The following is a 24,031-nucleotide window of genomic DNA, read 5'->3' as shown; positions in this document are numbered from 1 at the left end:
GGATGCGGCATCGTTCGACTAGCCCCCGTGATACGCCGGGGCGAGGGCGATCAGCAGGCACGCGGTCCAGTGGCACAGGAACGCCAGCACGGTGCACACGTGGAAGATCTCGTGGAAGCCGAAGTGGCCTGGCCACGGATTCGGGCGCTTGAGCGCGTACACGACCGCACCGATCGTGTACAGCACGCCGCCGACCACGACGAGCACCATCATCGCGACGTTGGCGTCCAGCAGGTCGACGATGTACATCACCGCCGCCCACCCGAGCGCCAGATACAGCGCGACGTAGAGCCATCGGGGTGCGTTGATCCAGAAGACGCGGAACAGGATGCCGAGAATCGCGCCGCCCCAGACGATCGACAGGAGCAACACCGTCTTCGGCGTCGGAAGGGCCAGCACCGCGAGAGGCGTATAGGTGCCGGCGATGAGCAGCAGGATGTTCGCGTGGTCGATGCGCTTGAGGACCGCCCTGGTCTTCGGCTTCCAGTTGAAGCGGTGGTACAGCGCCGAGTTGCCGAACAGGAGCATCGAGGTGGCCGTGAAGACCGCCGACGCCCACTTCGCGGGGCCACCGTGCGCGAGCGTGATCAGGACGATCCCCGCGGCGATCGCCACCGGGAACGTGCCGGCGTGGATCCAGCCGCGCCACGTCGGCTTGAGATCGGCCTGCGCGCCGACGGCCCCCGCTTCCAGGAGCGGAAGCTGGGGCATCTCGGGTCCGTCTGTCGGGGCGGTGGATGTCACCCTTCGAGGGTACGACGGGCCCCATACCGGACCCCGTACATGGACAGCGTTCTGTGGGCAGACGCCCAGCGACGCGCCCCACGGCGCCGGACGCGGGCGCCGCGACGCGATAGCGTAGGCGGGTGGCGCGCGTGTGGAGGAACGAGGGACGGGGTCCCCTCTACCGGCTGTACATTCAGCGCCTCCGTCGCCAGATGCCGACCACCGTGCCGCACCACGTCGCGATGATGATCGACGGCAACCGCCGGTGGGCGCGTCAGCTCGGCTTCGACAGCGCCGCACACGGCCACCGCGCTGGAGCCGCGAAGATGCACGAGTTCCTGCGGTGGTGCGACGATCTCGGCATCCGGGTCGTGTCGCTGTACCTGCTGTCGAACGACAACCTCCGCAAGCGCGATCCACGGGAGCTCGAAGACCTCATCGACATCATCGCGGAACTCGCCCGTGAGCTGTCGCACGAGCCCGACTGGCGCGTGCAGCACGTGGGGCGTTCCGAGGAGCTGCCGCCCGCTCTCGCGGAGGTGCTGCACGAGGTCACCGAGCGCACGCGTTCGCACACCGGGCTGCACGTCAACCTCGCCGTCGGGTACGGCGGCCGCAGTGAGATCGTGGATGCCGTGCGCAGCATCATCGCGAAGCACGACGAGCGCGGGGGAACGCTCGAGGAGCTCGCGGCGAGCCTCACGCCGGAGCAGATCGGCGAGCACCTGTACACGGGCGGCCAGGCCGACCCGGATCTCGTCATCCGCACGTCGGGGGAGCAGCGCCTGAGCGACTTCCTGCTGTGGCAGTCGGCGCACTCGGAGTTCTATTTCGTCGAGGCGCTGGGGCCGGATCTGCGCGAGGTGGACTTCCTGCGCGCCATCCGCGACTTCGCCGCGCGCGATCGCCGGTTCGGTCAGTAGCCGCGACACGAGCGTTAACGCAGTCGTCATTTTTCCGGGCGTGTTCGCGACCCCGGCGGGGCTCGCGAGGCCTTACGGTGAGGTCATCGGGCACGGAGCCCGATCGAGTCGGCCTTCGGATCGCGACTCGTGACCCACAGGTCGACTCGTGACAGCCGGGTGAGACACCCGGGTCGGGAGTGGGTTGTGACTGCACGAGCACCGTACGACCAGCGGAACGTCGTCGACAGCAGTGTTTCGGAACCGGATGCCTCAGCCGATCAGGCTCTGCGCACGTACGTTCTGGACACCTCCGTTCTGTTGAGCGATCCGCGGGCGTTCTTCCGCTTCGCCGAGCATTCGGTCGTGATCCCGGTCGTGGTGATCACCGAACTCGAGGGCAAACGCCACGATCCGGAGATCGGCTACTTCGCACGGCAGGCGCTGCGCCATCTCGACGAACTGCGCATCGAGCACGGTCGCCTCGACTTCCCGGTGCCGGTCGGCACCGACGGGACGCTGCGGGTCGAGCTGAACAACACCGACCCCTCGGTGCTCCCGTCGGGTATGCGCCTCGGCGACAACGACAGCCGCATCCTCGCGGTGGCGATGAACATCGCCCGCGGCGGCGTCGAGGTCACGGTCGTGTCGAAGGACCTCCCGATGCGTGTCAAGGCCGCGTCCCTCGGCCTGACCGCGGAGGAGTACCTCGCCGAGCAGGCGATGGACTCGGGCTGGACCGGTATCGCCTCCCTCGACGTCTCCGGCGACGAACTCAGCGACCTGTACGAGGCCGAGGTCGCCTCGAGCGACGACGTCCGCGGGCTGCCCGTCAACACCGGCCTCATCATCCACTCCGAGCGCGGCTCGGCCCTCGGGCGCGTCACCGGCGACGGGGAGTTCCGCCTCGTGCGCGGAGACCGCGACGCGTTCGGTCTGCACGGCCGCTCGGCCGAGCAGCGCATCGCCCTCGACCTGCTGCTCGATCCGGAGGTGGGCATCGTCTCGCTCGGCGGGCGTGCCGGCACCGGCAAGTCGGCCCTGGCGCTGTGCGCGGCGCTCGAGGCGGTGCTGGAGCGGCAGCAGCAGAAGAAGATCATCGTCTTCCGTCCGCTGTTCGCCGTCGGCGGGCAGGAGCTGGGCTACCTCCCCGGCGACCAGGCGGAGAAGATGAACCCGTGGGGCCAGGCGGTGTTCGACACCCTCGGCTCGGTCGTCTCGGGCAACGTCCTCGAGGAGGTGCTCGCGCGCGGTCTGCTCGAGGTGCTCCCGCTCACCCACATCCGCGGACGCTCCCTGCACGACGCGTTCGTGATCGTCGACGAGGCGCAGTCGCTCGAGCGCAACGTGCTCCTCACCGTGCTCAGCCGCATCGGGCAGAACTCCCGCGTGGTGCTCACCCACGATGTCGGTCAGCGCGACAACCTGCGCGTCGGCCGCCACGACGGTGTCGCCTCGGTGATCGAGACGCTGAAGGGCCACGCGCTCTTCGGGCACGTCACGCTCACGCGCTCCGAGCGCTCGGCGATCGCCGCGCTCGTGACCGAGCTGCTAGAGGCCGGCGAGCTGTCCTGACCAGAGCCAAGAAGGGGCCGGGATGCCAGGCATCCCGGCCCCTTCTCTGTCCCGTGCCGTGCAGATGAGAGGTTTCTCATCTGCAGCTCTCGGGATTCTCACGGGGAGCAACCAAAGTGGTCTCAACGGCGAGGGAAACTTTGCCGCCGCCACCGGCGGTTCCCCCTGATAAATGAAAAGAGATCGGTTCGCCGAGCAGGTCACCGACGTTTCGGGTACGTCGGAAGACCGCCGCGGATCATCTCCCCATTTCCCCCGGTTCCCCCCACCGGGGGTTTTTGGGTTTTCGGCGCCTATTGCCAGCGGTAACCCGCGCCGCGGACCGTCACGATGCGGGCCGCCCCGAACTTCGCGCGCAAGTAGCGCACGTAGACATCGACGACGTTGGACCCCGGGTCGAAATCCAGGCCCCACACACGACTCAGCAGCTGCTCACGGCTGAGCACCTGACCCGCGTGACGCAGGAACTCCTCGGTGAGAGCGAACTCGCGCGCGCTCAGGTCGACCTCGCGTCCGCCGACCGTGGCGCGGCGGGTGAGGACGTCGAGCGACACGTCGCCGTGGGCGATCGTGATGCTTCCCAAGGGTGTGGGCTCGCGGAGACGCGAGCGCACGCGGGCGAGGAGCTCGTCGAACTTGAACGGTTTGGCGACGTAGTCGTTGGCGCCCGAGTCCAGCCCGTCGACCGTGTCCCGCGTGCTCGTCCGGGCAGTCAGCATGATGACCGGAATGGGGGAGCCCTGCCCGCGCAGACTCCGCAGGACCTCGAAGCCGTCCATGGTCGGGAGCCCCACGTCCAGCAGCACGAGGTCCACCTCCCCCGACAGGGCCGTGTCGAGCGCTTCGGCCCCGTCGTCGACGATGAGGGTCTGATAGCCGCGGNCCTCGAGACCCTTCGCCACGAACGCGGAGATGCGCTCCTCGTCTTCGGCGATGAGGATGCGGGTCATCCGGTGGCCTCTCTCTGCAGGACGACATCGCCGGCGCGGACCGGCGTGGGGAGATCGGTCGGGGCGTGCGTGCCGCCCAGGGGGATGTGCAGTGTCACGGTCGCGCCGCCGCCGGGGGTGTCGGTGACGCTGCAGGTTCCCTCGTGCGCCTTGGCGATGGCATCCACGATGGAGAGTCCCAGGCCGGACCCGTCGACTCCCCGACGCGTCGAGACGCGATCGAACCGCCGGAACACCCGATGGCGCGCGGCGGGAGGGATGCCGGGCCCGTGGTCGCGCACCCAGAGGTTCGCGACCGTGCCGTCGGTGGAACTGCCGATCTCGATCGGGCTCCCGGCGGGGGTGTACTTCGCGGCGTTGTCGGCCAGCTGCAGCCACGCCTGCACGAGCCGGTCGTGATCGCCGACGAACGTCCCGCGTCCGCGGGCCTCGACGGTCCAGGTGTGCTCCGGGATGGCGGCGACCAGCTCGCCGACGCGATCGGTGAGAGCGCCGACGTCGATGACCCCGGACGAGAGCGAGCCGCTCTCCACGTCCGCCAGGGCGTCGATGTCGTCGACCAGTCGCGAGAGCCTGTCCAGCTCGGCGATGCCGAGGTCGCGCGTCTCGACGACGTCGTCCGGGTCGGCCGGGTTCATCGTCTCGAGATGCCCGCGGACGATCGTGATCGGCGTCTTCAGCTCGTGGCGCACGTCGTCGAGAAGCTGGCGCTGCTGCTCGACCGACATCGCGAGCCGGTCGAGCATCGAGTTCACCGAGGCGGTCAGGTCGGCGATCTCGTCGTTGCCGTCGGCGGACACGCGGGTGCCGAGGTCGGCGATCGTGATCGCGTCGGTGGTGTCGCGGAGTTTTCGGAGCGGCGAGAACAGCCGACCCGTGACGAACCAGCCGGCCACTCCGACCGCGAGCAGCACCGCCGCGCCGGCGATCGCGTACGTGGTCGTCGAGAGCGTGACGAGCTCCATGCGCTGGTCGATGGAGATGGCCTGGACGATCGTGGAGTCGTCGTCGCGGACGGCCGCGAAGAGCACGGGACCGGCGGCCGACGACAGGCGCCCGCGCGTCTCGCCGCGATCCAACGCCGTACGGAGGTCGGTGAGGAACGCGGTATCGCCGGCGAGGGCCAGCCCGGGCGGAGCCGGAGTGGTCGCGAGCACGGTGGTGTCGTTGAGTGCGAGGGTGCCGTCGGTGCGCCCCGGTACGGCCGCGGCGACCAGGTCGGCCGGATCCTGACTGCTGACCGACACCGTCGAGACGAATCCGTCCAGTTGCCGCTCGGCGTTCGCGATGACGCGCGTGCTCTGAACGAAGAACGTCACGCCACCGGCAAGGATGAGCCCGAGCAGCACGACGCCGAGGATCGCCGCGAGGAGCCGCACGCGCGCCGAGACGGGTCTCGAGCGGGGGGTCATCCTCCGATTATGGCGGTCCTCGGCGTCGTTGCGGGGGTTCAGCCCGGGTGGGTCATCGACAGCAGGTCGAGCTTGGCGTCGAGCACCTCTTCGGTGATCTCGCCGCGCTCGACGTAGCCGAGGTCGACGACGGCCTCGCGGACCGTGATGCCCTTGGCGACGGAGTGCTTCGCGATCTTCGCCGCGGCCTCGTAGCCGATGACCTTGTTCAGCGGCGTCACGATCGAGGGCGACATGCCCGCGAAGGCCTCGGCGCGGGCGACGTTGGCCTCGAGGCCGTCGATGGTCTTGTCGGCCAGCACCCGCATGGCGTTCGAGAGCAGGCGGATCGACTCCAGCAGCGCGGTGCCCATGACGGGGATCGCCACGTTGAGCTCGAAGGAGCCGGATGCGCCGGCCCACGCGACGGTGGCGTCGTTGCCGATGACCCGCGCGCACACCATGAGGGTCGCCTCAGGGACGACGGGGTTGACCTTGCCCGGCATGATCGAGGAGCCCGGCTGCAGGTCGGGGATGTGGATCTCGCCGAGGCCGGTGTTAGGGCCTGAACCCATCCAACGGATGTCGTTGTTGATCTTCGTCAGCGACACCGCGATCGTGCGCAACGCACCGGAGGCCTCGACGAGCCCGTCGCGGTTGGCCTGGGCCTCGAAGTGGTCCTTGGCCTCGGTGATGGGCAGCTCGGTCTCGGCCGCGAGCAGCTCGATGACCTTCTGCGGAAAGCCGAGCGGGGTGTTGATGCCGGTGCCGACGGCCGTGCCGCCGAGCGGCACCTCGCCGACGCGGGGGAGGGTGGCGCGCACGCGCTCGATGCCGAGACGCATCTGGCGCGCGTATCCGCCGAACTCCTGGCCGAGCGTCACGGGCGTGGCATCCATCAGGTGGGTGCGACCCGACTTGACGATGCCCTTCCACGCCTCGGCCTTCGCCTCGAGCGCCACCGCGAGGTGGTCGAGCGCCGGGATGAGGTCGTCGATGAGGGCCTGGGTCACGGCGATGTGGACCGAGGTCGGGAAGACGTCGTTCGAGGACTGCGAGGCGTTCACGTGGTCGTTCGGGTGGACCGTGTCGCCGAGGATCCGGGTCGCGAGGGTCGCGAGGACCTCGTTCATGTTCATGTTCGACGAGGTTCCGCTGCCGGTCTGGTACGTGTCGACCGGGAAGTGCGCGTCGTAGGCGCCCGTGATGACCTCGTCGGCGGCCTGGGCGATCGCGTCGGCGATGCGGGGGTCGAGCGTGCCGAGCTCCTTGTTCGCGAGGGCGGCGGCCTTCTTGATGCGGGCGAGCGCGGCGATCTGCATCGACTCCAGCCCCGAACCCGAGATCGGGAAGTTCTCCACCGCGCGTTGTGTCTGCGCGGCGTAGAGGGCGTCCTTGGGCACCCGCACCTCACCCATGGTGTCGTGTTCGATGCGGTACTCGATGTCGGTCACGTCGTCGTTCCTCCAGATCGTTTGTCGTGTGGTGTCAGGCGGCGTGGGCGTCGTCGACGTCGCCCACGCTCACGACGGGGACGGCTTCCCCGTCGGCGAGTCGGTAGTTGGCTCCCACGACCGCCACCCGGCCCTCGGCCACGGCTTCGGCGATGAGCTCGGAAGCGCGGAGGAGGTCGGCGACGGTGTGGCGCAGGTGCTCGCGGCCCACGAGCTCGGCATCCACGTGGTCGGTCGGTCGGCCGGCGGCGGCCTCTTCGCGGATCACGCGGCGCACGGCCGGCACGATCGGCGCGATCTGGCGCCAGATGTACGGCGGCAGGTTGGGGGCGTCGACGGCGGTGCTGTCGATCGCGGCGCCGACCGCACCGCACGCGTCGTGGGCGAGCACGACGATGAGGGGCACGCCGAGGACGCCGACGGCGTACTCGAGGCTGCCGATCACGGAGTCGGAGATGACCTGGCCGGCGTTGCGGACGACGAAGAGGTCGCCCAGGCCCTGGTCGAAGATGATCTCGGCGGCCAGGCGCGAGTCGGAGCAGCCGAACAGCGCGGCCGTGGGGTGCTGCGAGTTGGCCAGCTCGGCGCGACGTTCGACGTCCTGCCGGGGGTGCGCCGGATCGCCCGAGACGAAGCGCCGGTTCCCTTCGAGCATCTGGGTCCACACGGCCTGGGGGGTCAGGGCATCGCTCACGGGGTCTCTCTCAGTTCTCGAACCTGGGCGGTGACGGATGCCGCGGCGATCGCGGTCGTTTCGGGGCTGGCGTCTCCGTAGATCAGCACCTGGTCGGGGCCGGCCGGGGTCGACAGCGCGTACGTGATGTTCCCCGCACGTTCTGGGTCGCTGGGGCGGTAGACGTTCCAGTCGATGCCGTCGATCGCGAGGGTCTCGGTGCTGCGCGCCCCGCCGAGGATCTGCGCCACCCATTCCTCGCCCGTGTCGAGTCCCTGCGCGACCCGCACGAAGCCGGACTCGCCGGAGCGGACGTACACCATCGTCCACGCCTCGGTGCCACCCTGGCCTTCGGTCGTGGCCTGATTGACGCGCCAGCCGTCGGGGAGCGACGGCGACAGGGCGGGGCGGCCGATGTCCTTCGACAGGTCGGCGGCGAGGGCTGCGACGTCGGGCTGGGGGCGCGGGGCGGGTTCGCCGCGGGGCACGGCCGCGATCACGACCAGCACCACACCGACGGTGACGAGCAGCGCGGCGATGAGGTTGCGGAAGGTCTTGCTCGAGCGGTACCGCCGCGAGGATTCGGCCTTGCGGGCGGCGGTCTCCTCCGGCGTCTCGGGACGGCCGAGCTCGGCGACGACGCGGGCCATCAGGACTCCTCGCCCTCGCCGCGCGCGGCATCCAGCCGCCGCTTCGCACCCAGCAGCCACTCCTCGCAGCGGGCCGACAGCTGTTCGCCGCGTTCCCACAGCGCGAGGGACTCCTCCAGCGTCGGAGCGCCCTGCTCGAGTTCGGCGACCACGCGCACCAGCTCGTCGCGCGCCTGCTCGAACGACAGGGATGCCACGTCGGCGGAGGGGCCGGAAGGCGTCGCGGTCATGGCATCCATCTTAGGCTCGCCCGTCGGCCGGGCCGCCGTCGTCGGGGGAGTCCGCCTCGCCGATCGGGCCTGTGGAGGAGGAGCCGAAGGCGCCCTCGGCCACGGTCACGACCACCCGGGTTCCCGCCGGCGCCTGCGCCGCGTCCCGCACGATTCCGCCGCCCTCGACCTGCGCGATGGCGTAGCCGCGCGCCAGTGTCGCCTCGGGCGAGAGCGCCCGGAGCGACGCCCGCAGCTCGCGCGTGCGCCGTTCCTCGCTCTGCAGGCGGCGGTCGACGACGTCGCGCCCGCGGGTCGCGAGCATCCAGATGTCCTGCGCCCGGGCGGTGAGCATCGAGTGCGGCGTGCGCAGCACCGGCCGGGAGCGCAGCTGTTCGAGCTGCGCGATGTCGTGCAGCACGCGCTGGGTGAGCCGGTTCGTGAGGCGCGCCCGCAGCTGCGCGACCAGGGCGCGCTGCTCGCTCACGTCCGGAACGACGCGCTTGGCGGCGTCCGTCGGCGTGGAGGCGCGCACGTCGGCGACGTCGTCGAGGAGGGGCCGGTCGTTCTCGTGCCCGATCGCGCTCACGATCGGAGTGGATGCCGCGGCCACCGCGCGTACCAGTCGCTCGTCGCTGAAGCCGAGCAGCGTCTGCGGGTCCCCGCCGCCGCGCGCGATCACGATGACGTCGACCTCGGGGTCGGCATCCAGCGCCTTCAGTGCGGCGAGGGTCTCGGGGACGCACCGGTCTCCCTGCACGGCCGCGTAGCGCGTGCGGAAGCGCACCTGTGGCCAGCGCAGCTCGGCGTTGCGGTACACGTCCTTCTCGGCATCCGAGTTCTCGCCCGTGATCAGGCCGATGCAGTGGGGGAGGAAGGGCAGCTTCTTCTTGCGCGCGGGGTCGAACAGCCCCTCGGAGCGCAACTGCGCGCGCAGGCGCTCGAGCCGTTCGAGCTGCTCGCCGAGGCCCACGTGCCGCATCGCCGACACGGCGAACGAGAAGTCGCCGGTGCGCGGGAAGTAGTCGGCCTTGACGCACGCCACGACGTGGTCGCCGACCTCGAAGTCCTTCGGGAGCCGCGCGAGCGTGCTCGACCAGATGCGGAAGGCGACCGTCGACTCGCTGCCGAGGTCTTTCAGACGCCCGAAGACGTTGCCCCCGCGGCGGTTGAATGACGTGATCTCGCCCTCGACCCACACCGAGCCCCACCGCTCGATGAACCCGCGGATGGTGTCGTTCAGGCGCGACACCGACGTGGGCGCCTCGTTCTTCGAGTCGCGCGGGTGGACGGAGTCGGCCGGGGGCGCCTGGCCCTCGACGGCTTCGGGTCGGAAGGAGGTCATGCTCTCTCAGGGGGTCGGTGATGGGCGGTTCGGCCGTCGTCCAGGGGCGCCCCGGTAGAATCGAGGGGTGAGCACACCTGCCGTCCACCTGCCCGTTCCCCGGATCCCGGGTCGACGCGGGCGGCTCCAGGATATCCCCGTCCACGGACAGAAGAAGGTGCTGTTGGCGGCGCCCCGCGGCTACTGCGCGGGCGTGGACCGCGCGGTCATCGCCGTCGAGAAGGCGCTCGAGCGCTACGGCGCGCCGGTGTACGTGCGCAAGCAGATCGTGCACAACATCCACGTCGTCACCGAGCTCGAGAAGAAGGGCGCGATCTTCGTCGACGAGGTCGACGAGGTACCCGAGGGCTCGCACGTCGTGTTCAGCGCGCACGGGGTCTCGCCGGCCGTGGTGTCGGCGGCATCCGATCGGCACCTGCAGGCGATCGACGCGACCTGCCCGCTCGTGACCAAGGTGCACCGCGAGGCTGTGCGCTTCGCCCGCGACGACTTCGAGATCCTGCTCATCGGCCACGAGGGACACGAAGAGGTCGAGGGCACCGCGGGAGAGGCTCCCGAGCACGTCACGGTCGTCAACTCTCCAGAGCACGCCGACACCGTCGAGGTTCGCGACCCGTCGAAGGTGGTGTGGCTCTCGCAGACCACTCTTTCCGTCGACGAGACGATGGAGACCGTCCGTCGTCTGCGACTGCGCTTCCCCGAGCTGCAGGATCCGCCGTCCGACGACATCTGCTACGCGACCCAGAACCGCCAGGTCGCGATCAAGAAGGTCGCGCGCGACGCCGACCTCGTGATCGTCGTGGGCTCCGCCAACTCCTCGAACAGCGTGCGGCTCGTCGAGGTCGCGCTCGAGCACGGGGCCAAGGCCGCGTACCGCGTCGACTACGTCGACGAGGTGCGTCAGGAATGGCTCGAGGGCGTCGAGACCGTAGGTGTCACGAGCGGCGCGTCCGTGCCCGAGGTGCTCGTCACCGAGGTGCTGCAGGAGCTCGCGGGTGCGGGCTACCGCGATGTCGAGGAAGTGCGCACGGCCGAGGAGGACCTCATGTTCTCGCTCCCCAAGGAACTGCGCCAGGATGCCTCGGGCAAGCGCGACCAGCGTGCGCTGGGCGGCCGGGGCCGCGCATGACCGACGGCGACGAACGACCGCGGCCGCAGTACGGCGAATACGCGACTCCCGAGGAGCAGCGTGCGCGGATCCGACGTCCCGAAGTGACGGAGTCGCTCGAGGCGGGAGTGGCACCGGCCCCCGAGCCCTCGGTCGCTGCGGCTCCCGCGGCAGCCCCGAAGCCCGGTCCGCTCGCGGACCGATTCGTCACGTTCGGTCTCCTGATCTACGGCTTCATCACCGTGGTGTCGACGATCATCCAGCTGCTGGATTTCCCCGGCTACGCCGAGCGGGCCGCCCAGCTCCTCGGCGTCCAGGCCACGTACACGGCCCTGAACGCCGGGTACGTCTGGGGTGCGATCGCCTCCGTCGCCTACGGCGTCGGCTACCTGCTCACCGCGTGGCTGACATGGCGGCGTCTTCGGCGCGGCCGCATCGCGTTCTGGGTGCCGCTCGTCGGGTTCGTCGCCACGACGGTGGTGGCGAGCGTGTGCATCACGATCGCCCTCACCTCCGATCCCGCGTACTTCTCTTCTCTCACCGGCGGCCTCCTGAAATGAACCTCGGGGCCCGGCATCCCGTGTTCTCCTGAGGACGACAGGAGGGAGCCGGCGATGCGAGACGATCACGCGCAGCTGACCGCGCTGTACGACGCGCACGCCGCCCCCGTCTGGCGCTACGTGGTCAGTCTCACGGGTGACCACGCCGGTGCGGACGACGTCGTGCAGGAGACGCTGCTGCGCGCGTGGCGCACGCCGCGCGTCATGGCGGACGACCCCTCGCGCCTGCGCTCCTGGATGTTCACCGTCGCCCGTAACATCGTCATCGACGACGCCCGCAGCGCGCGTCGTCGCCACGAGCAGCCCGTCGACGAGCTTCCCGAGACCGCGGCCGGAGACGACACGGATGCCATGTTCGACGCGCTGCTCGTCGAGGAGGCGCTCGCGACCCTCACTCCCGACCACCGGGCGGTCATCGTCTCGGCGTACTACGGCGGTCGCAGTGTCGCGCAGGCGGCAGAGGAGCTCGGCATTCCCGCCGGAACCGTCAAGTCGCGGCTGCACTACGCCGTGCGTGCGCTCCGCCTCGCGCTGCAGGAGAGGGGCGTGACGCGATGACCTCCGAACACGAGCGGTTCGTCACCTGGGACGGCGCGTACGTGCTGGGCGCACTGTCGGCCGCGGACCGCGGCGAGTACGAGCGGCACCTCGACGAGTGCGGCCTGTGCCGTACCGCCGTCGCGGAACTCGCCCCCACCGCCGGGCTCCTGTCGCGACTGTCGCCCGAGCGGGCCCGCGCGATCGACGGCGGGGATCCTGCCCTGCGCGCGGCGCCCCGTGCTCCCGACCCCGCTTTGCGCGGACGGGTGGTCCGCACGGCGCGCCGCCGCCGACGCCGGACGGTCGCGCTGTGGGCGGGTGCGGTCGCCGCGGCTCTCGTCCTGATCGCGGTTCCGAGCGTCGTGGCGCTCACCAGCACCCCGACCGACGGCACGGGCACCGTGTACGCCCTCGACGACGTCGCGGGCGCCCCGCTCGAGGCATCCGTGAAGCTCACCCCCGTCGAGTGGGGCACGCGCATCGACCTCGTGTGCAGCTACACCGGGGAGGTGCTGGACGCCCCGCCCGGCGGCTGGCCGTACGCCCTTGCCGTCACCGACGACTCCGGGGCGACCACGATGCTCTCGACGTGGCGCGCCGGCCCCGGATCGACGACCGAGCTGAGCGCGGGCACGGACGTGTCGGCATCCCGGATCGACTCCATCGAGATCCGCACCGCCGACGGCGACCGCGTCGTGATGCGCCGGGACTTCGGCAGCCCGTAGCATCGACGGATGCCGAGCCTCCTCGCCGTCTGCGCCGTCCACGCCCTGCGTCCGGACTCCGGATCCGTCGGGGTCACCGCCATCGACAAGCGCGCCCTCGACGGGGCGGTGCGGATCGGTCCGCTGGGCGTCCGCGCGGACGTCCAGGCGAGCCGCAAGCATCACGGCGGTCCCGACAAGGCGGTCTACGCCTACGCCCAGAATGACGCGGACTTCTGGTCGCGGGAGCTCGGGCGCGAGCTGGCGCCCGGATGGTTCGGCGAGAACCTGCGGCTGGACGGCATCGACGTCAACGCGGCACGGATCGGCGAGGTGTGGCGGATCGGCGAGACCGTGCGGCTCGAGGTGACCATGCCCCGGACCCCGTGCGCGACGTTCGCGCGCTGGGTCGGCGGCGCGGCGTCCCGCGGCTGGGTGAAGCGGTTCTCGGACGAGGGTCGCCTCGGCGCATACCTCCGCGTGCGTCGCGCCGGCGATGTGCGCGCCGGTGACGTCGTCGAGGTGGTGTCGTCCCCGCCCGGCGCCCCCACGGTTCTGGAGATGTACCGGTCGTAGGGCGGTGGCTCGGCGCGTCCTGCGGTCGCGTCTGGCCGCGAGACTGCACGCTGCTGACATCCCGGCCGCAGGATGCGCGCGGGATGTCAGCAGGATGCCGTCTCGGCGTGAGGAAGACCGGCGGATGCCGTGACCCTGGCGGTCCGGAACGCACGAACGCCCCGGCCGGAGCCGGGGCGTTCGTGGCGGGGATCAGCCCTGGGACTTGCCGAAGGAGCCGAGCTGCTTCGTCGCCTCGACGACGCGGACCGCCATCGCCGACTCGGCGACCTTGCCCCACGCGCGCGGGTCGTACTGCTTCTTGTTGCCGACCTCGCCGTCCACCTTCAGGACGCCGTCGTAGTTGGAGAACATGTAGCCCGCGATCGAGCGGGTGAAGGCGTACTGCGTGTCGGTGTCGATGTTCATCTTCACGACGCCGTTCGAGACGGCCAGCGCGATCTCGGCGTCGGTCGAGCCGCTGCCGCCGTGGAAGACGAGGTCGAGCGGCTTGGGGCCGGTGCCGAACTTGGCGGCGATGCCCTCCTGGATCTCACCGAGCAGCTCGGGGCGGAGCTTCACGCCGCCGGGCTTGTACACGCCGTGCACGTTGCCGAAGGTGAGGGCCGAGATGTAGCGGCCGTTCTCGCCGAGGCCGAGACGCTCGACGGCCTTCGTGACATCGGCGACGGTGGTGTACAGCGCCTCGTTGGAGCCCTCGTGCGCGACGCCGTCCTCTTCGCCGCCGACCACGCCGACCTCGATCTCGAGGATCGCGTTGATGTTCTTCAGGCGGGGGAGCAGCTCGGCGGCGATGTCGATGTTCTCGTCGAGCGGCACGGCGGAACCGTCCCACATGTGCGACTGGAAGATCGGGTTGCGGCCGGCCTTGACCTCTTCCTCGGATGCCTCGAGGAGGGGGAGCACGAAGCCGGGGAGCGCGTCCTTCGGGCAGTGGTCGGTGTGCAGCGCGACCGTGATGGGGTAGTTCTTCGCGACCTCGGTCACGTACTTGGCGAACGCGAGCGCGCCGGTCGCGCGGGCCTTGACGGTGTGACCGGCGAAGTAGTCGGCGCCACCGGTGGTGACCTGGAGGATGCCGTCGGAGCCGGCCTCGGTCAGGCCCTGGAGCACGGCGTTGATGGTCTGCGAGCTCGAGACGTTGATCGCGGGGTAGGCGAAGCTACCGGCCTTGGCGCGGTCGAGCATGTCGGCGTACTGCTCAGGGGTGGCGACGGGCATGGAGGTGCTCCTTGGTCGTGACTGGGACACCGTCACTCTAGCGAAGGCGCACGATCATGACGGGTCGTCACCGCAAGGAACGGGGCCGTTCTCCTGTTCTGTTAAGAAACGCGATTCCTTCGTTCCCGAGCGCGCCAAATCCGGGGATTGTCGCCGACGCGCTGATTACAGTGGGCAGCATGGTGAGCCTGACGTCCGACATGAGTCCTCTGCATCCCGATCGGAACCTGGCTCTCGAGCTGGTGAGGGCGACCGAAGCCGCCGCGATCCGCGCTGTTCCGTTCATCGGTCGTGGTGCCAAGGAAGCCGCCGACGGTGCCGCCGTCGACGCGATGCGCGCCTTCTTCAGCACCGTCAACTTCGACGGCACGATCGTCATCGGCGAGGGCGAGAAGGACAACGCCCCGATGCTGTACAACGGCGAGCGGGTGGGCAACGGCAAGGGCCCTCAGTGCGACGTGGCGGTCGACCCCATCGACGGCACCTCGCTCACGGCGGCCGGGCGACAGAACGCCCTCTCGGTCATCGCGGTCTCCGACCACGGATCGATGCTGGATGCCTCGAGCGTGTTCTACATGGACAAGCTCGTGACCGGACCGGCCGGTGTCGGCGTGGTCGACATCCGCCTCCCCATCGGCGAGAACATCCGCCTGCTGGCCAAGGCGCTCGGCAAGCCCGTGGACGAGATCGTCGTGTCGGTGCTGAACCGTCCGCGTCACGAGCAGCTCATCGCCGACATCCGTGAGGCCGGTGCCGGCACCCGTCTCATGAGCGACGGCGATGTCGCCGGCGGCATCAACGCCGCCCGCCACAACGCGCGCACCGACATGTGCGTCGGGATCGGCGGCAGCCCCGAGGGCATCGTCACCGCGTGCGCCATCAAGGCGCTGGGCGGCCACATCCAGGGTGTGCTCGCGCCGCGCGACGACGCGGAGAGGGAGAAGGGCCGCGACGCCGGCCTGAAGGTCGACGGCGAGGTCTACGAGGCGGACGACCTCGTGAAGGGCAAGAACACTATCTTCGTCGCCACGGGTGTGACCGACGGTCAGCTGGTGCAGGGTGTTCGACGCGACGGCGACTTCATCTACACCGAGAGCGTCGTGTTGCGTGGGGCGTCGGGCACGCTCCGCCGCATCTCGTCGGAGCACCTGACGTCGAAGTGGCTCTGACGCGAGGGGTCGCTGGCGCCGAGATTGCATTGGGCCGACATCTCGGTTGCAGCATGTCGCCGAGTTGTCAGCGGCGTGCAGTCTCGCGGACCGGCTCGGGCGTGAGCCCGCAGCCGGCGCGAGCCCCTACGCGAAGCGCAGCCGCAGCCGGCGCGAGCCCCTACGCGAAGCGCAGCCGCAGCCGGCGCGAGCCCCTACGCGAAGGGCGGCCGCAGCCGGCGCGAGCCCGTGACCGACGCGAGCCCGTGCGCGGCGCGCCGCGTTCGGCGGCACTCGCAGATACAGCCGGGCGTGTCGTTGCGCAAGCGTGACTCCCGCGGCGGACGCCCTCTGGCAGAATCATCTGCAGTGTCAACGGCGACGCTGTGTTCTTCCGAGACCCGAAGGGGGATCGTTTCATGGCAGCTCCGACGAACTCCACCGCACCTCAGACGGGTGCCCAGGCGGTGATCGCCAGCGCCGTCGACCCCGCGCGGCGTCCCGACGTCCTGCTCCGCAAGCGCCTCGACGAGGGCCACGAGATCAGCGCGTGGTGGATGGTCGGCGCTTTCGTGGGTGTCTCCGCCGCCGTGGTGAGCCTGCTCAGCTGGGTTCCCGGCGGTTCTTGAGCGCCACCCCTCACTCGTCCTGAGGCAGACCCGCCCGAGCGCGGATGCCACCCAGGTCGGCCTGCGTGATCGCACGCGGATCCTCTGCACCTGACTCGTCGAGCAACTCGGGCGCGGTCCACCGTCGCGGTGCCGCTTCGAGGACGGCCGGGGCCGCCACCGCATCGAGCTTCGTCTCATCGACCCCGGGGAACTTCCGCGCCGTGACGAGCACGCGCGACTCGAGCGACCCCGCGAACTTGTTGTAACTGTCGACCGCGCGCTCCAGTGCGCGCCGCAGGTCGCCCGCGTGCCCGGCGAGCACCCCGATGCGGTCGTACAGCTCGGTTCCGAGCGCGAACAGCGTGCGGGCCTCATCGGACACGTCCTGCTGCGTCCAGGTGAACGCCACGGTCTTCAGGACGGCCCAAAGGTTCACGGGCGAGGCGAGCGCCACGCGTCGGGTGAAGGCGTACTCGAGGAGCGTCGGGTCGTCGTCGAGAGCGGCGGACAAGAGTGACTCGCTCGGGAGGAAGCAGATCACGAACTCGGGGCTGCTCGACAGGCCGGCCCAGTAGGTCTTCCGCGCGAGCGCGTCGACGTGGGCGCGCACGGCCTTCGTATGCCTCGTCATCAGGGCGGAGCGGCGTGCACCCTCCTCGCCCGTGGCGGTCACCGGGATCGCGCTGGCCTGGAGGTACGCGTCGAGGGGGACCTTGGCATCCACCGCCAACGCCTTGCCACCGGGCAGCCGCACGACCATGTCGGGCCGACCCGCGCCGGCGTCGGAGGCGATCGAGGACTGCAGGTCGAAGTCGACGTACCGCGTGAGTCCTGCGGCCTCGACGACGCGTCGCAGTTGCGTCTCGCCCCACACTCCGCGGGTACTGCCGGAACGCATCGCGGAGGCCAGGGCCTCGGTCGTCGCGCGGAGCGCTTCGTCGGCCTCGCGCGAGAGCCGCAGCTGCTCGCCGAGCGCGGAGTACTGCTCGACGCGCTCGCGCTCCAGGCCGTCGACCTTGCGCTGCATCGCGTCGAGCGTCTCGCGCACGGGGTCGAGGGCGCGGAGCACCGTCTGCTCCCGGCGCTCACGTTCTTCCCGTGCCGCCTGATCCGCGCGCGTCTGACCCACGAGGTCGCGGTACAGCGCGCTCTGATGCGCGAGCTGCGCCTGCAGTCCGGCGCGCGCGGCGTCGGCGGCGGCGACCTGCGCGGTCAGGTCGACGCGCTCGGCGGCGGCCCGCGAGGTCGCTCGGGCGGTGCCGAGGAACCAGCCGGCGGCGGCGCCCAGGGCGAGGGCGAGGATCGCGAGGATCAGGGCGATGGCATCCATGTGCTCAGTGTGCCGAAGGGCTCCGACATCGCCCGGAAGCGCGGCGGGAGCAACGCCCCGAAGCGCGGCGGGATCAGGCGACGGCGCGTTCGATCCGCGGCGCGGCGGCGATCTGCGACACGCGCACGCCCAGGTGCGCCGCGAGCGCGTGGACGTCGTCGGCGCCGGCGCGGCGGGCGCAGTCGATCGTGATCTCGGCGCACGCCACGGCGTCCGCGAGCGCGTCGTGATGCGCGAAGGGGGAGCAGCCCGCCTCGGCCGCCACGAGCGGGAGGCGGTAGGAGTCGAGCGTGTAGGTCTTGCGCGACATCTGCACGCTGCAGAGATAGCGGTACGGCGGACACTCGTCGCCCGTCACGGCGCACGCCCGTCGCAGTACCGACATGTCGAACCCGGCGTTGTGCGCCACGAGGACGTCGGCCCCGGCGAACGCGGTCAGACGGGCGAGCTGCGTGCTCCAGTCCGGCGCGTTCCGGACGTCGATCGGACGGATGCCGTGGATACCGACGTTGATCGGGGCGAAAGTGTCGTGACCCGCCGGCGGCTTGATGAGCCAGGCGGCGGTCGCGACGACCCGGCCGTCGCGCACCCGGGCGAGACCCACCGCGCACGCGGACGCACCGCTGGAATTCGCCGTCTCGAAGTCGATCGCGGTGAAATCCAGAGCCACGTCTCCACCCTGCGTCGCGACCGGTGCGCGGCGGGTGAGGCGCGCCGCGTTTCACCCGGGCCGTCCGGCGGAGTTCGTCGCGGACTCGCCGTGCCGTGGCACCCGGAGTCGGCGTGGCGGGCACGGACTCCGCGGCACGGCCGGGCCTGAGCACCCGGCATAGGCTCGGAGTATGACGGAACGCGAGAAGTCGACGTCGTTCGGGCAGGCGGCCGCGGCCTACGAATCGGGGCGACCCGGGTATCCCACCGAGGCCGTGGCGTGGCTGCTCGCGCCGGTCCGCGAGCCCGGCCGGGCCCTTCGCGTCGCCGATGTGGGTGCCGGCACGGGGAAGCTCACCCGCGCCGTCGTCGAGCTCGGCGCCGATGTCGTGGCGATCGACCCGGATGCCACGATGCTGGCGTCGCTGCGCGAGAACGTCCGCGGGGTCCCGACGTTCGCCGGCACCGCCGAGGGCCTGCCGCTCCCGGACTCGGCTCTCGACGCGGTGGTCATGGGCCAGGCGTGGCACTGGGTCGACCCGGACGCCGGTTCCCGTGAGATCGGACGCGTGCTGCGCAGCGGCGGAGTGCTCGGCCTGATCTGGAACATCCGCGACGACCGGGTCGAGTGGGTGCGGCGGTTGACCGCGGCGATGGGCGGATCGAACGCCGAGGTGCTGTTGGCCACCACGGGGCCCCGCGTCGCGGACCCGCTCGGCGACCTCGAGCACCGCTCCTGGACGTGGAGCCGCTCCATCACGCTCCCGCAGTTGCGCGACCTGGTGTTCTCGCGGAGCGACGTCATCACGGCGAGCCCCGAGGATCGCGCCCGCATCGATGCCGCCGTCGACGGGGTCGTGGCATCCATTCCCGATCTCGCCGACGGGGGAGCGGTCGACCTGCCCTACGTGACCCACGCGTTCCGCGCGCGCCGCCCCTGACGCCGTGGGCGCGGCGCGGGCCGGGTAACCTGGACTCCCGTGGCTCTTACCATCGGAATCGTCGGCCTTCCCAACGTCGGAAAGTCGACCCTCTTCAACGCCCTGACCAAGAACGACGTGCTCGCAGCGAACTACCCGTTCGCGACGATCGAGCCGAACGTCGGGGTCGTGAACCTTCCCGATGCGCGCCTGCAGCAGCTCGCCGACGTCTTCGGCAGCGAGCGCCTCGTCCCTGCGGTCGTGTCGTTCGTCGACATCGCCGGCATCGTGCGCGGCGCGAGCGAGGGCGAGGGCCTCGGCAACCAGTTCCTCGCGAACATCCGGGAAGCGGATGCCATCGCCCAGGTCGTCCGCGGATTCGCCGACGACGATGTGGTCCACGTCGACGGGCAGGTGAACCCCGCGAGCGACATGGAGACGATCAACGCCGAGCTCCAGCTCGCCGATCTCCAGACGATCGAGAAGGCGATCCCGCGCTACGAGAAGGAGAATCAGGGCAAGAAGCTCGACCCCTCGGTGCTCGAGGCCGCCAAGGCCGCGCAGGACGCGCTCCAGCGCGGGCAGCTGCTCTCGGCATCCGGTCTCGACCTGTCGCCTATCCGCGAGCTGGGTCTCCTCACGGCGAAAGCGTTCATCTTCGTCTTTCACGTCGACGAGTCCGTGCTCACCGACCAGGCCCGCAAGGACGAGCTCGCCGCGCTCGTCGCGCCCGCGAAGGCGGTCTTCCTGGATGCCAAGATCGAGTCCGAGCTGATCGACCTCGACCCGGAGGATGCCGCCGAGCTGCTGGCATCCACGGGTCAGGACGAGTCGGGTCTCGACCAGCTCGCCCGCGTCGGCTTCGACACCCTCGGGCTGCAGACGTATCTCACGGCGGGCCCGAAGGAAGCGCGCGCCTGGACGATCCCGAAGGGCGCCAAAGCGCCGCAGGCGGCCGGGGTCATCCACACCGACTTCGAGAAGGGCTTCATCAAGGCCGAGGTCATCTCCTTCGCGGACCTCGTCGAGCTCGGCTCGGTCGCCGAGGCCCGCGCGAAGGGCAAGGCGCGACTCGAGGGCAAGGACTACGTCATGCAGGACGGCGACGTCGTGGAGTTCCGCTTCAACAACTGACCGGGGAGGAGGGAACGGCATGCCGTGGTGACCCCGGTGGAGTCCCGATCACGTGTTCCCCCACGCGTACGCCCCGTAGCTGACGCTCCGCGTCGAGTTCCTCCATGGCGCTGAACGAGACGCGGCGTGGGCCGAAGTCGGATGGGGCGATGCGTGGCGGCGACTCCGTCTCATCGGACTGACTTTCATGGGATTCGTCGCGGCATCGACCGTCATGAAGCTACGGTGGCATCAGGGAGCAAAGCTGCGGGGGCTGCATCATTCTCGTCGATGAGTTTCCGGCGCACCTGGACCTGACGGGGAAAACTCGTCGCCGACCGTCACCGTGGTCGCAGGAATCGGATTCGGGTGCGCTCGAGCAGTCTTCGTAGCAATGAGTGCGGTGGGATCGGATCGGGGGAGCGTCGTGACACAGAGGAGTCGGCTGAAGAGGGGGCTCGTCGTGGCGATGCTCGTGGTCTTCTCTGCCCTTGGAGTCGCGCCAGCCGCACAAGCGGACGACATTCCGACCGTATCCGGAACGGTCACCAGCTCATCCGGGGCCGCGGTACCGGGAACGACCGTCACGGCTCAGTCGAGATGTCGGTTCTCGGAATGCGAGCAGTACGTAACGTACGCGACGACAGTCACTGATTCGGCGGGCTTCTACAGTGTCGCGCTGAAGAGCGATGTCGACATTCGCCTGATCTTCCAGCCGCCGACATCTGCGTCGCCTCCGCTGGCCGCGTCGACCGTCGATCTGGCGAACAGTTATCCGGCGTCCGTGGTGAAGAACGTGCAACTCACGGCGGGTCTCGTTCCGACGAAAGACCCCTCCTTGCAGGGAATCTGCCAGTACGGGAGGACACTCACCGTCGATCCGGGTGAGTGGCCCGTCGCCGTCTCGGCGACATACCGGTGGTCCACTTACGGACACACGCAGGGCAGCGACTCGAGCTGGACGAAGGTCGTGGGGGAGGGGCAGTCGGTGGTGGTGCCCGTCTCCTCGCAGCAGGAGTTCGGCTGGATCTACCGCGAGCTGAAGCTCGACCTCACCATTTCGGCTCCCGGCTACGGTGACTACACGACCGTGCTGAAGTGTGAGCCGACGGCCCAACCCCGCTACGTCGCATCGGCCCCACCCGTCATCTCCGGGGATCCGGTGGTCGGTCAGTACCTCACTTCGACCCCGGGGACGTGGTCGGAATCTCCCACGAGCTTCACCTATCGCTGGTTCGCCGGAACCAAGTACATCGGTACATCGACCAATGGCAGAAAGCTGGTCACCCCGCTCGCCGTGNGTCAGGTCATTCACGGTCTCGGTGCTTCCCGTGTACGGCGAAGAGCGTGAACCCTCCTCGCCGTCGGTCAGCGCGCCGACGGGGACGGTGCAGCCCGGCCCGGGCGCCCGTGCCGGTGACCCCGCCCTCGATCTCCGGGGCCCCCGCGGGTGGGTAACACGCTGAAAGATCGACCCAGGGAATTGGAACCTTCCCGACTACCAGACCTTTACCTGCACCTGGTTCAGAGACGGTGTGGCCGATGGCCCGTCGGGCACCTGCGACACCACTCGGACGTTGTCCGCCACCGACTACGGACACCGTTATCTCGTTCAGACGCGATTGACGAGAACGGGGTACCAGCCGGCGACCGTGAGCACCGAAGAAGTGACGGTGCTCGCCGGCCTTCCGGCGGTCAACACCGTGCTGCCCCGGATCGACGGCACCGCACAGGTCGGCCGAATCCTCGTCGCGACCTCGGGCACCTGGGACCGATCAGGGCTCACCTTCACCTATCAGTGGCTCGCAGACGGCAAGGAGATCGCCGGTGAGGTCTCGCCGTCGCACCCGGTCTCGGCGGCGGACGTGGGCAAGAAGCTGAGCGTTCGGGTGACGGCGACGACGCCCGGTTACGCGCCGGGTTCGGCCGTCTCTTCGACTACCGCGACGACGATCAAGGCAGCCGCGCCGACCAACACCGAACGACCCGTGATCACGGGGACGGCTCAGGTGGGCGCAACGCTGTCGGTGTCGAGCGGCACGTGGAGTGCGAAGGGACTTACCTTCACCTACCAGTGGTTTGCGAATGGCAAGTCCATCGCCGGTGCGACGCAGTCGACGTACACGGTGGATGGATCGTTGCTCGGACAGAAGCTCTCCGTCCGGGTCAACGCGACGTCGGCCGCTTATGCTGACGCCTTTGCCACGTCGCTCGCGAGCGCGGTGATCTCGGTAGGTCCCCGCGCGCTCGTGACGTCACCTCCGACCCTCACCGGAGTCGCGCAAGTCGGCCAGTCGATGAAGGTGACGACCGGTACGTGGAACACGACCGGCCTCACGTTCACCTATGCCTGGTATCGCGACGGCGTCGTCATCTCCGGAGCTGTCAGTTCCACTCACAGCGTCGTCGCAGCAGACAAGGGGCACCGCCTCACCGCCCAGGTGACAGCCTCGCGGTTGGGATACAACAAGGCGACCGCAACGACGGCGGCAAGCGGAATCGTTCTGGATGCCCCACCCACCGCAACGACGGCGCCGACCATCTCGGGGACAGCAGCCGTCGGTCGGACTCTGACAGCCGACCCCGGGGGTTGGAGTCGAACGAATCTGACGTTCGCGTACAAGTGGACGCGTGAGGGCTCCGCCACCGTGCTCGGATCCGCCAAGTCCTACGTCCTCGCCCCCGGTGACTACGGCGCGAAGATCATCGTCACGGTGACCGCGTCTGCGGCGGGGGCAGCAGATGGAGCCGCCACGAGTCTTCCCACCGCGGCGGTGGCAGCGGGCGCTGCTCCGACGGCCACCGCATCTCCCGTCATCACCGGGAAGACCGTGGTCGGTCAGACTCTCACCGCAACGCGCGGTAGCTGGTCGATGAGCAACCTGACCTACACGTACCAGTGGACTCGCGACGGCAGCGTCATCAGCGGGGCCACGAAGACGACCTATGTGCTCACGACCGCGGATCTCGGGAAGCGCATGGGCGTGACCGTGACAGCGTCGACGACGGGCTACGCGAAGGGAACGGCAAAGGCGGCCGTCACGGTAGCCGTCACTGCGAAGTAGAACTCCCCGCGTGGCACCGACAACACGGTGCTCACCGATCCCGAGATGGTGCCGCAGTGGACCACCACGGGCCAGGCGGCCGGCCGGAGGGGTTTGCCGCCGTGACGGGGACGCGATTCCGCTCCGCGGGGAAGCCGACCATTGGATGGGCCGGCGTGGTGTACTGCGAGGTGCTCGACGTGGAGGCGCCGCGGGCGCTCCGGTACACGTGGAAGGGCGACCAGGACTCCGACGACGGGCCCGGCGATGAGCACCGAGAACGGACTCTAGAGGTCGGAGAAGTCGTCCGCCGGGAGGTGCATCGAGACGACGGTGTCGCCTTCGAGGATCAGTGAGATGAACTGGCGGCCGACCTCACCCGGCCGCTGCAGCGAGTTCGTTCCAGGCGCATCGCGGACGTCGAGGCGGAGCTCCGTGGAGTCGAAGCCGTCGACGGCGCCGGCGGCGAGTGCCTCCGCGCGCGTGGAGCCCACACCGATGCCCTGCGTCGTTCGGACCGGGTGCCCGGCAACCGTCGCCGCGGACACGGAGACCCGGCTACCGTTCGCGGACCCATCGTTCGGCAGGTTCAGCTGGAGCCCCGGCATTTCCGATCGTCTGCTGGAGTCG

General features: G+C 69.9%; 24 protein-coding genes. 12 read left to right on the top strand and 12 right to left on the bottom strand.

The annotated features are described in order from the left end of the window. Positions 1–18: 18 nt before the first annotated feature. The gene (locus I5G_RS13855; RefSeq protein WP_022879594.1) at positions 19–711 is read right to left on the bottom strand and encodes a hemolysin III family protein; all 693 of its coding nucleotides are present in this window, start codon (positions 709–711) and stop codon (positions 19–21) included. A gap of 155 nt (positions 712–866) precedes the next feature. Between I5G_RS13855 and I5G_RS13850 the strand changes: the two genes are divergently transcribed. After that, on the top strand, positions 867–1,649 hold the full coding sequence (locus tag I5G_RS13850) for an isoprenyl transferase (RefSeq protein WP_022879593.1): 783 nt from the start codon (positions 867–869) through the stop codon (positions 1,647–1,649). 267 nt (positions 1,650–1,916) lie between these two features. Beyond that, complete coding sequence (locus I5G_RS13845; protein ID WP_148286502.1) at positions 1,917–3,203, top strand: PhoH family protein; 1,287 nt, start codon at positions 1,917–1,919, stop codon at positions 3,201–3,203. A gap of 293 nt (positions 3,204–3,496) precedes the next feature. Here I5G_RS13845 and I5G_RS13840 read toward each other — a convergent pair whose 3' ends face one another. The 7 genes from I5G_RS13840 to xseA are packed head-to-tail and all read right to left on the bottom strand — an operon-like array spanning position 3,497 to position 9,875. Further along, positions 3,497–4,153 (bottom strand): response regulator transcription factor, encoded by a 657-nt coding sequence (locus tag I5G_RS13840; RefSeq protein ID WP_022879591.1) that lies wholly within the window; start codon positions 4,151–4,153, stop codon positions 3,497–3,499. Next, a complete protein-coding gene (locus I5G_RS22560; protein WP_026095935.1) occupies positions 4,150–5,565 on the bottom strand; it encodes a HAMP domain-containing sensor histidine kinase in 1,416 nt (471 codons plus the stop codon). Before I5G_RS22560 ends, I5G_RS13840 begins: the two co-directional genes overlap by 4 nt. Positions 5,566–5,603: 38 nt before the next feature. Continuing rightward, positions 5,604–6,998: an aspartate ammonia-lyase gene (locus I5G_RS13830; protein ID WP_022879589.1), complete on the bottom strand. Its 1,395-nt coding sequence runs from the start codon at positions 6,996–6,998 to the stop codon at positions 5,604–5,606. A gap of 34 nt (positions 6,999–7,032) precedes the next feature. Beyond that, positions 7,033–7,653, bottom strand: a complete 621-nt coding sequence (locus tag I5G_RS13825; RefSeq protein ID WP_148286501.1) for a carbonic anhydrase — start codon at positions 7,651–7,653, stop codon at positions 7,033–7,035. A gap of 35 nt (positions 7,654–7,688) precedes the next feature. Beyond that, positions 7,689–8,321 (bottom strand): DUF4245 family protein, encoded by a 633-nt coding sequence (locus I5G_RS13820; protein WP_022879587.1) that lies wholly within the window; start codon positions 8,319–8,321, stop codon positions 7,689–7,691. Then, positions 8,321–8,560, bottom strand: a complete 240-nt coding sequence (locus I5G_RS13815) for an exodeoxyribonuclease VII small subunit (protein WP_036328293.1) — start codon at positions 8,558–8,560, stop codon at positions 8,321–8,323. Before I5G_RS13815 ends, I5G_RS13820 begins: the two co-directional genes overlap by 1 nt. A 1-nt stretch (position 8,561) precedes the next feature. Next, positions 8,562–9,875, bottom strand: coding sequence for an exodeoxyribonuclease VII large subunit (xseA, locus tag I5G_RS13810; RefSeq protein ID WP_022879585.1), 1,314 nt, complete (start codon positions 9,873–9,875; stop codon positions 8,562–8,564). Positions 9,876–9,942: 67 nt separating this feature from the next. On the opposite strand from xseA, the gene I5G_RS13805 reads away from it, so the two are divergent. The 5 genes from I5G_RS13805 to I5G_RS13785 are packed head-to-tail and all read left to right on the top strand — an operon-like array spanning position 9,943 to position 13,363. After that, positions 9,943–11,004: a 4-hydroxy-3-methylbut-2-enyl diphosphate reductase gene (locus I5G_RS13805; protein ID WP_022879584.1), complete on the top strand. Its 1,062-nt coding sequence runs from the start codon at positions 9,943–9,945 to the stop codon at positions 11,002–11,004. After that, entirely contained in the window at positions 11,001–11,543 is a 543-nt protein-coding gene (locus I5G_RS13800) for a DUF6264 family protein (protein ID WP_022879583.1), read from the top strand. Before I5G_RS13805 ends, I5G_RS13800 begins: the two co-directional genes overlap by 4 nt. A 54-nt stretch (positions 11,544–11,597) precedes the next feature. Then, positions 11,598–12,101 (top strand): sigma-70 family RNA polymerase sigma factor, encoded by a 504-nt coding sequence (locus I5G_RS13795; protein WP_022879582.1) that lies wholly within the window; start codon positions 11,598–11,600, stop codon positions 12,099–12,101. After that, a complete protein-coding gene (locus tag I5G_RS22555; RefSeq protein ID WP_022879581.1) occupies positions 12,098–12,808 on the top strand; it encodes an anti-sigma factor in 711 nt (236 codons plus the stop codon). The genes I5G_RS13795 and I5G_RS22555 overlap by 4 nt, the downstream gene beginning before the upstream one ends. Before the next feature lie 9 nt (positions 12,809–12,817). After that, positions 12,818–13,363, top strand: coding sequence for an MOSC domain-containing protein (locus I5G_RS13785; RefSeq protein ID WP_022879580.1), 546 nt, complete (start codon positions 12,818–12,820; stop codon positions 13,361–13,363). A 192-nt stretch (positions 13,364–13,555) separates the two neighbouring features. Here the strand turns inward: I5G_RS13785 and fbaA are convergent, their stop codons facing one another. Beyond that, positions 13,556–14,584, bottom strand: coding sequence for a class II fructose-bisphosphate aldolase (fbaA, locus tag I5G_RS13780; RefSeq protein ID WP_022879579.1), 1,029 nt, complete (start codon positions 14,582–14,584; stop codon positions 13,556–13,558). Positions 14,585–14,763: 179 nt separating this feature from the next. Between fbaA and glpX the strand changes: the two genes are divergently transcribed. Both glpX and I5G_RS13770 read left to right on the top strand, forming a co-directional pair. Then, positions 14,764–15,753, top strand: coding sequence for a class II fructose-bisphosphatase (glpX, locus tag I5G_RS13775; RefSeq protein ID WP_026095934.1), 990 nt, complete (start codon positions 14,764–14,766; stop codon positions 15,751–15,753). Between the two features lie 398 nt (positions 15,754–16,151). Further along, positions 16,152–16,361 carry a hypothetical protein gene (locus I5G_RS13770; RefSeq protein ID WP_022879577.1) on the top strand — a complete coding sequence of 70 codons (210 nt, stop codon included), beginning with the start codon at positions 16,152–16,154 and terminating at the stop codon, positions 16,359–16,361. Between the two features lie 10 nt (positions 16,362–16,371). On the opposite strand, the gene I5G_RS13765 is transcribed toward I5G_RS13770, so the two are convergent. After that, entirely contained in the window at positions 16,372–17,673 is a 1,302-nt protein-coding gene (locus I5G_RS13765) for a DNA recombination protein RmuC (protein WP_022879576.1), read from the bottom strand. A 73-nt stretch (positions 17,674–17,746) separates the two neighbouring features. After that, positions 17,747–18,343 carry a 3'-5' exonuclease gene (locus tag I5G_RS13760; protein ID WP_022879575.1) on the bottom strand — a complete coding sequence of 199 codons (597 nt, stop codon included), beginning with the start codon at positions 18,341–18,343 and terminating at the stop codon, positions 17,747–17,749. A 172-nt stretch (positions 18,344–18,515) separates the two neighbouring features. Between I5G_RS13760 and I5G_RS13755 the strand changes: the two genes are divergently transcribed. The 3 genes from I5G_RS13755 to I5G_RS22550 all read left to right on the top strand — a co-directional run bounded on the left by I5G_RS13755 (position 18,516) and on the right by I5G_RS22550 (position 23,422). Further along, positions 18,516–19,265, top strand: a complete 750-nt coding sequence (locus I5G_RS13755) for a class I SAM-dependent methyltransferase (protein WP_022879574.1) — start codon at positions 18,516–18,518, stop codon at positions 19,263–19,265. A 39-nt stretch (positions 19,266–19,304) separates the two neighbouring features. Continuing rightward, entirely contained in the window at positions 19,305–20,378 is a 1,074-nt protein-coding gene (gene ychF, locus I5G_RS13750) for a redox-regulated ATPase YchF (RefSeq protein ID WP_022879573.1), read from the top strand. Positions 20,379–22,009: 1,631 nt separating this feature from the next. After that, positions 22,010–23,422 (top strand): hypothetical protein, encoded by a 1,413-nt coding sequence (locus I5G_RS22550; protein WP_022879571.1) that lies wholly within the window; start codon positions 22,010–22,012, stop codon positions 23,420–23,422. 266 nt (positions 23,423–23,688) lie between these two features. On the opposite strand, the gene I5G_RS13735 is transcribed toward I5G_RS22550, so the two are convergent. Further along, positions 23,689–24,031: hypothetical protein (locus I5G_RS13735; RefSeq protein ID WP_204365568.1), on the bottom strand; the 343-nt coding region annotated here is incomplete at its 5' end.

Origin of the sequence: Microbacterium sp. B19 (assembly GCF_000333395.1) — a bacterium.
Taxonomy (GTDB): domain Bacteria; phylum Actinomycetota; class Actinomycetes; order Actinomycetales; family Microbacteriaceae; genus Microbacterium.
The sequence above is the reverse complement of the archived record's forward strand: the minus strand, read 5'-3'. Positions and strand labels throughout refer to the sequence as shown.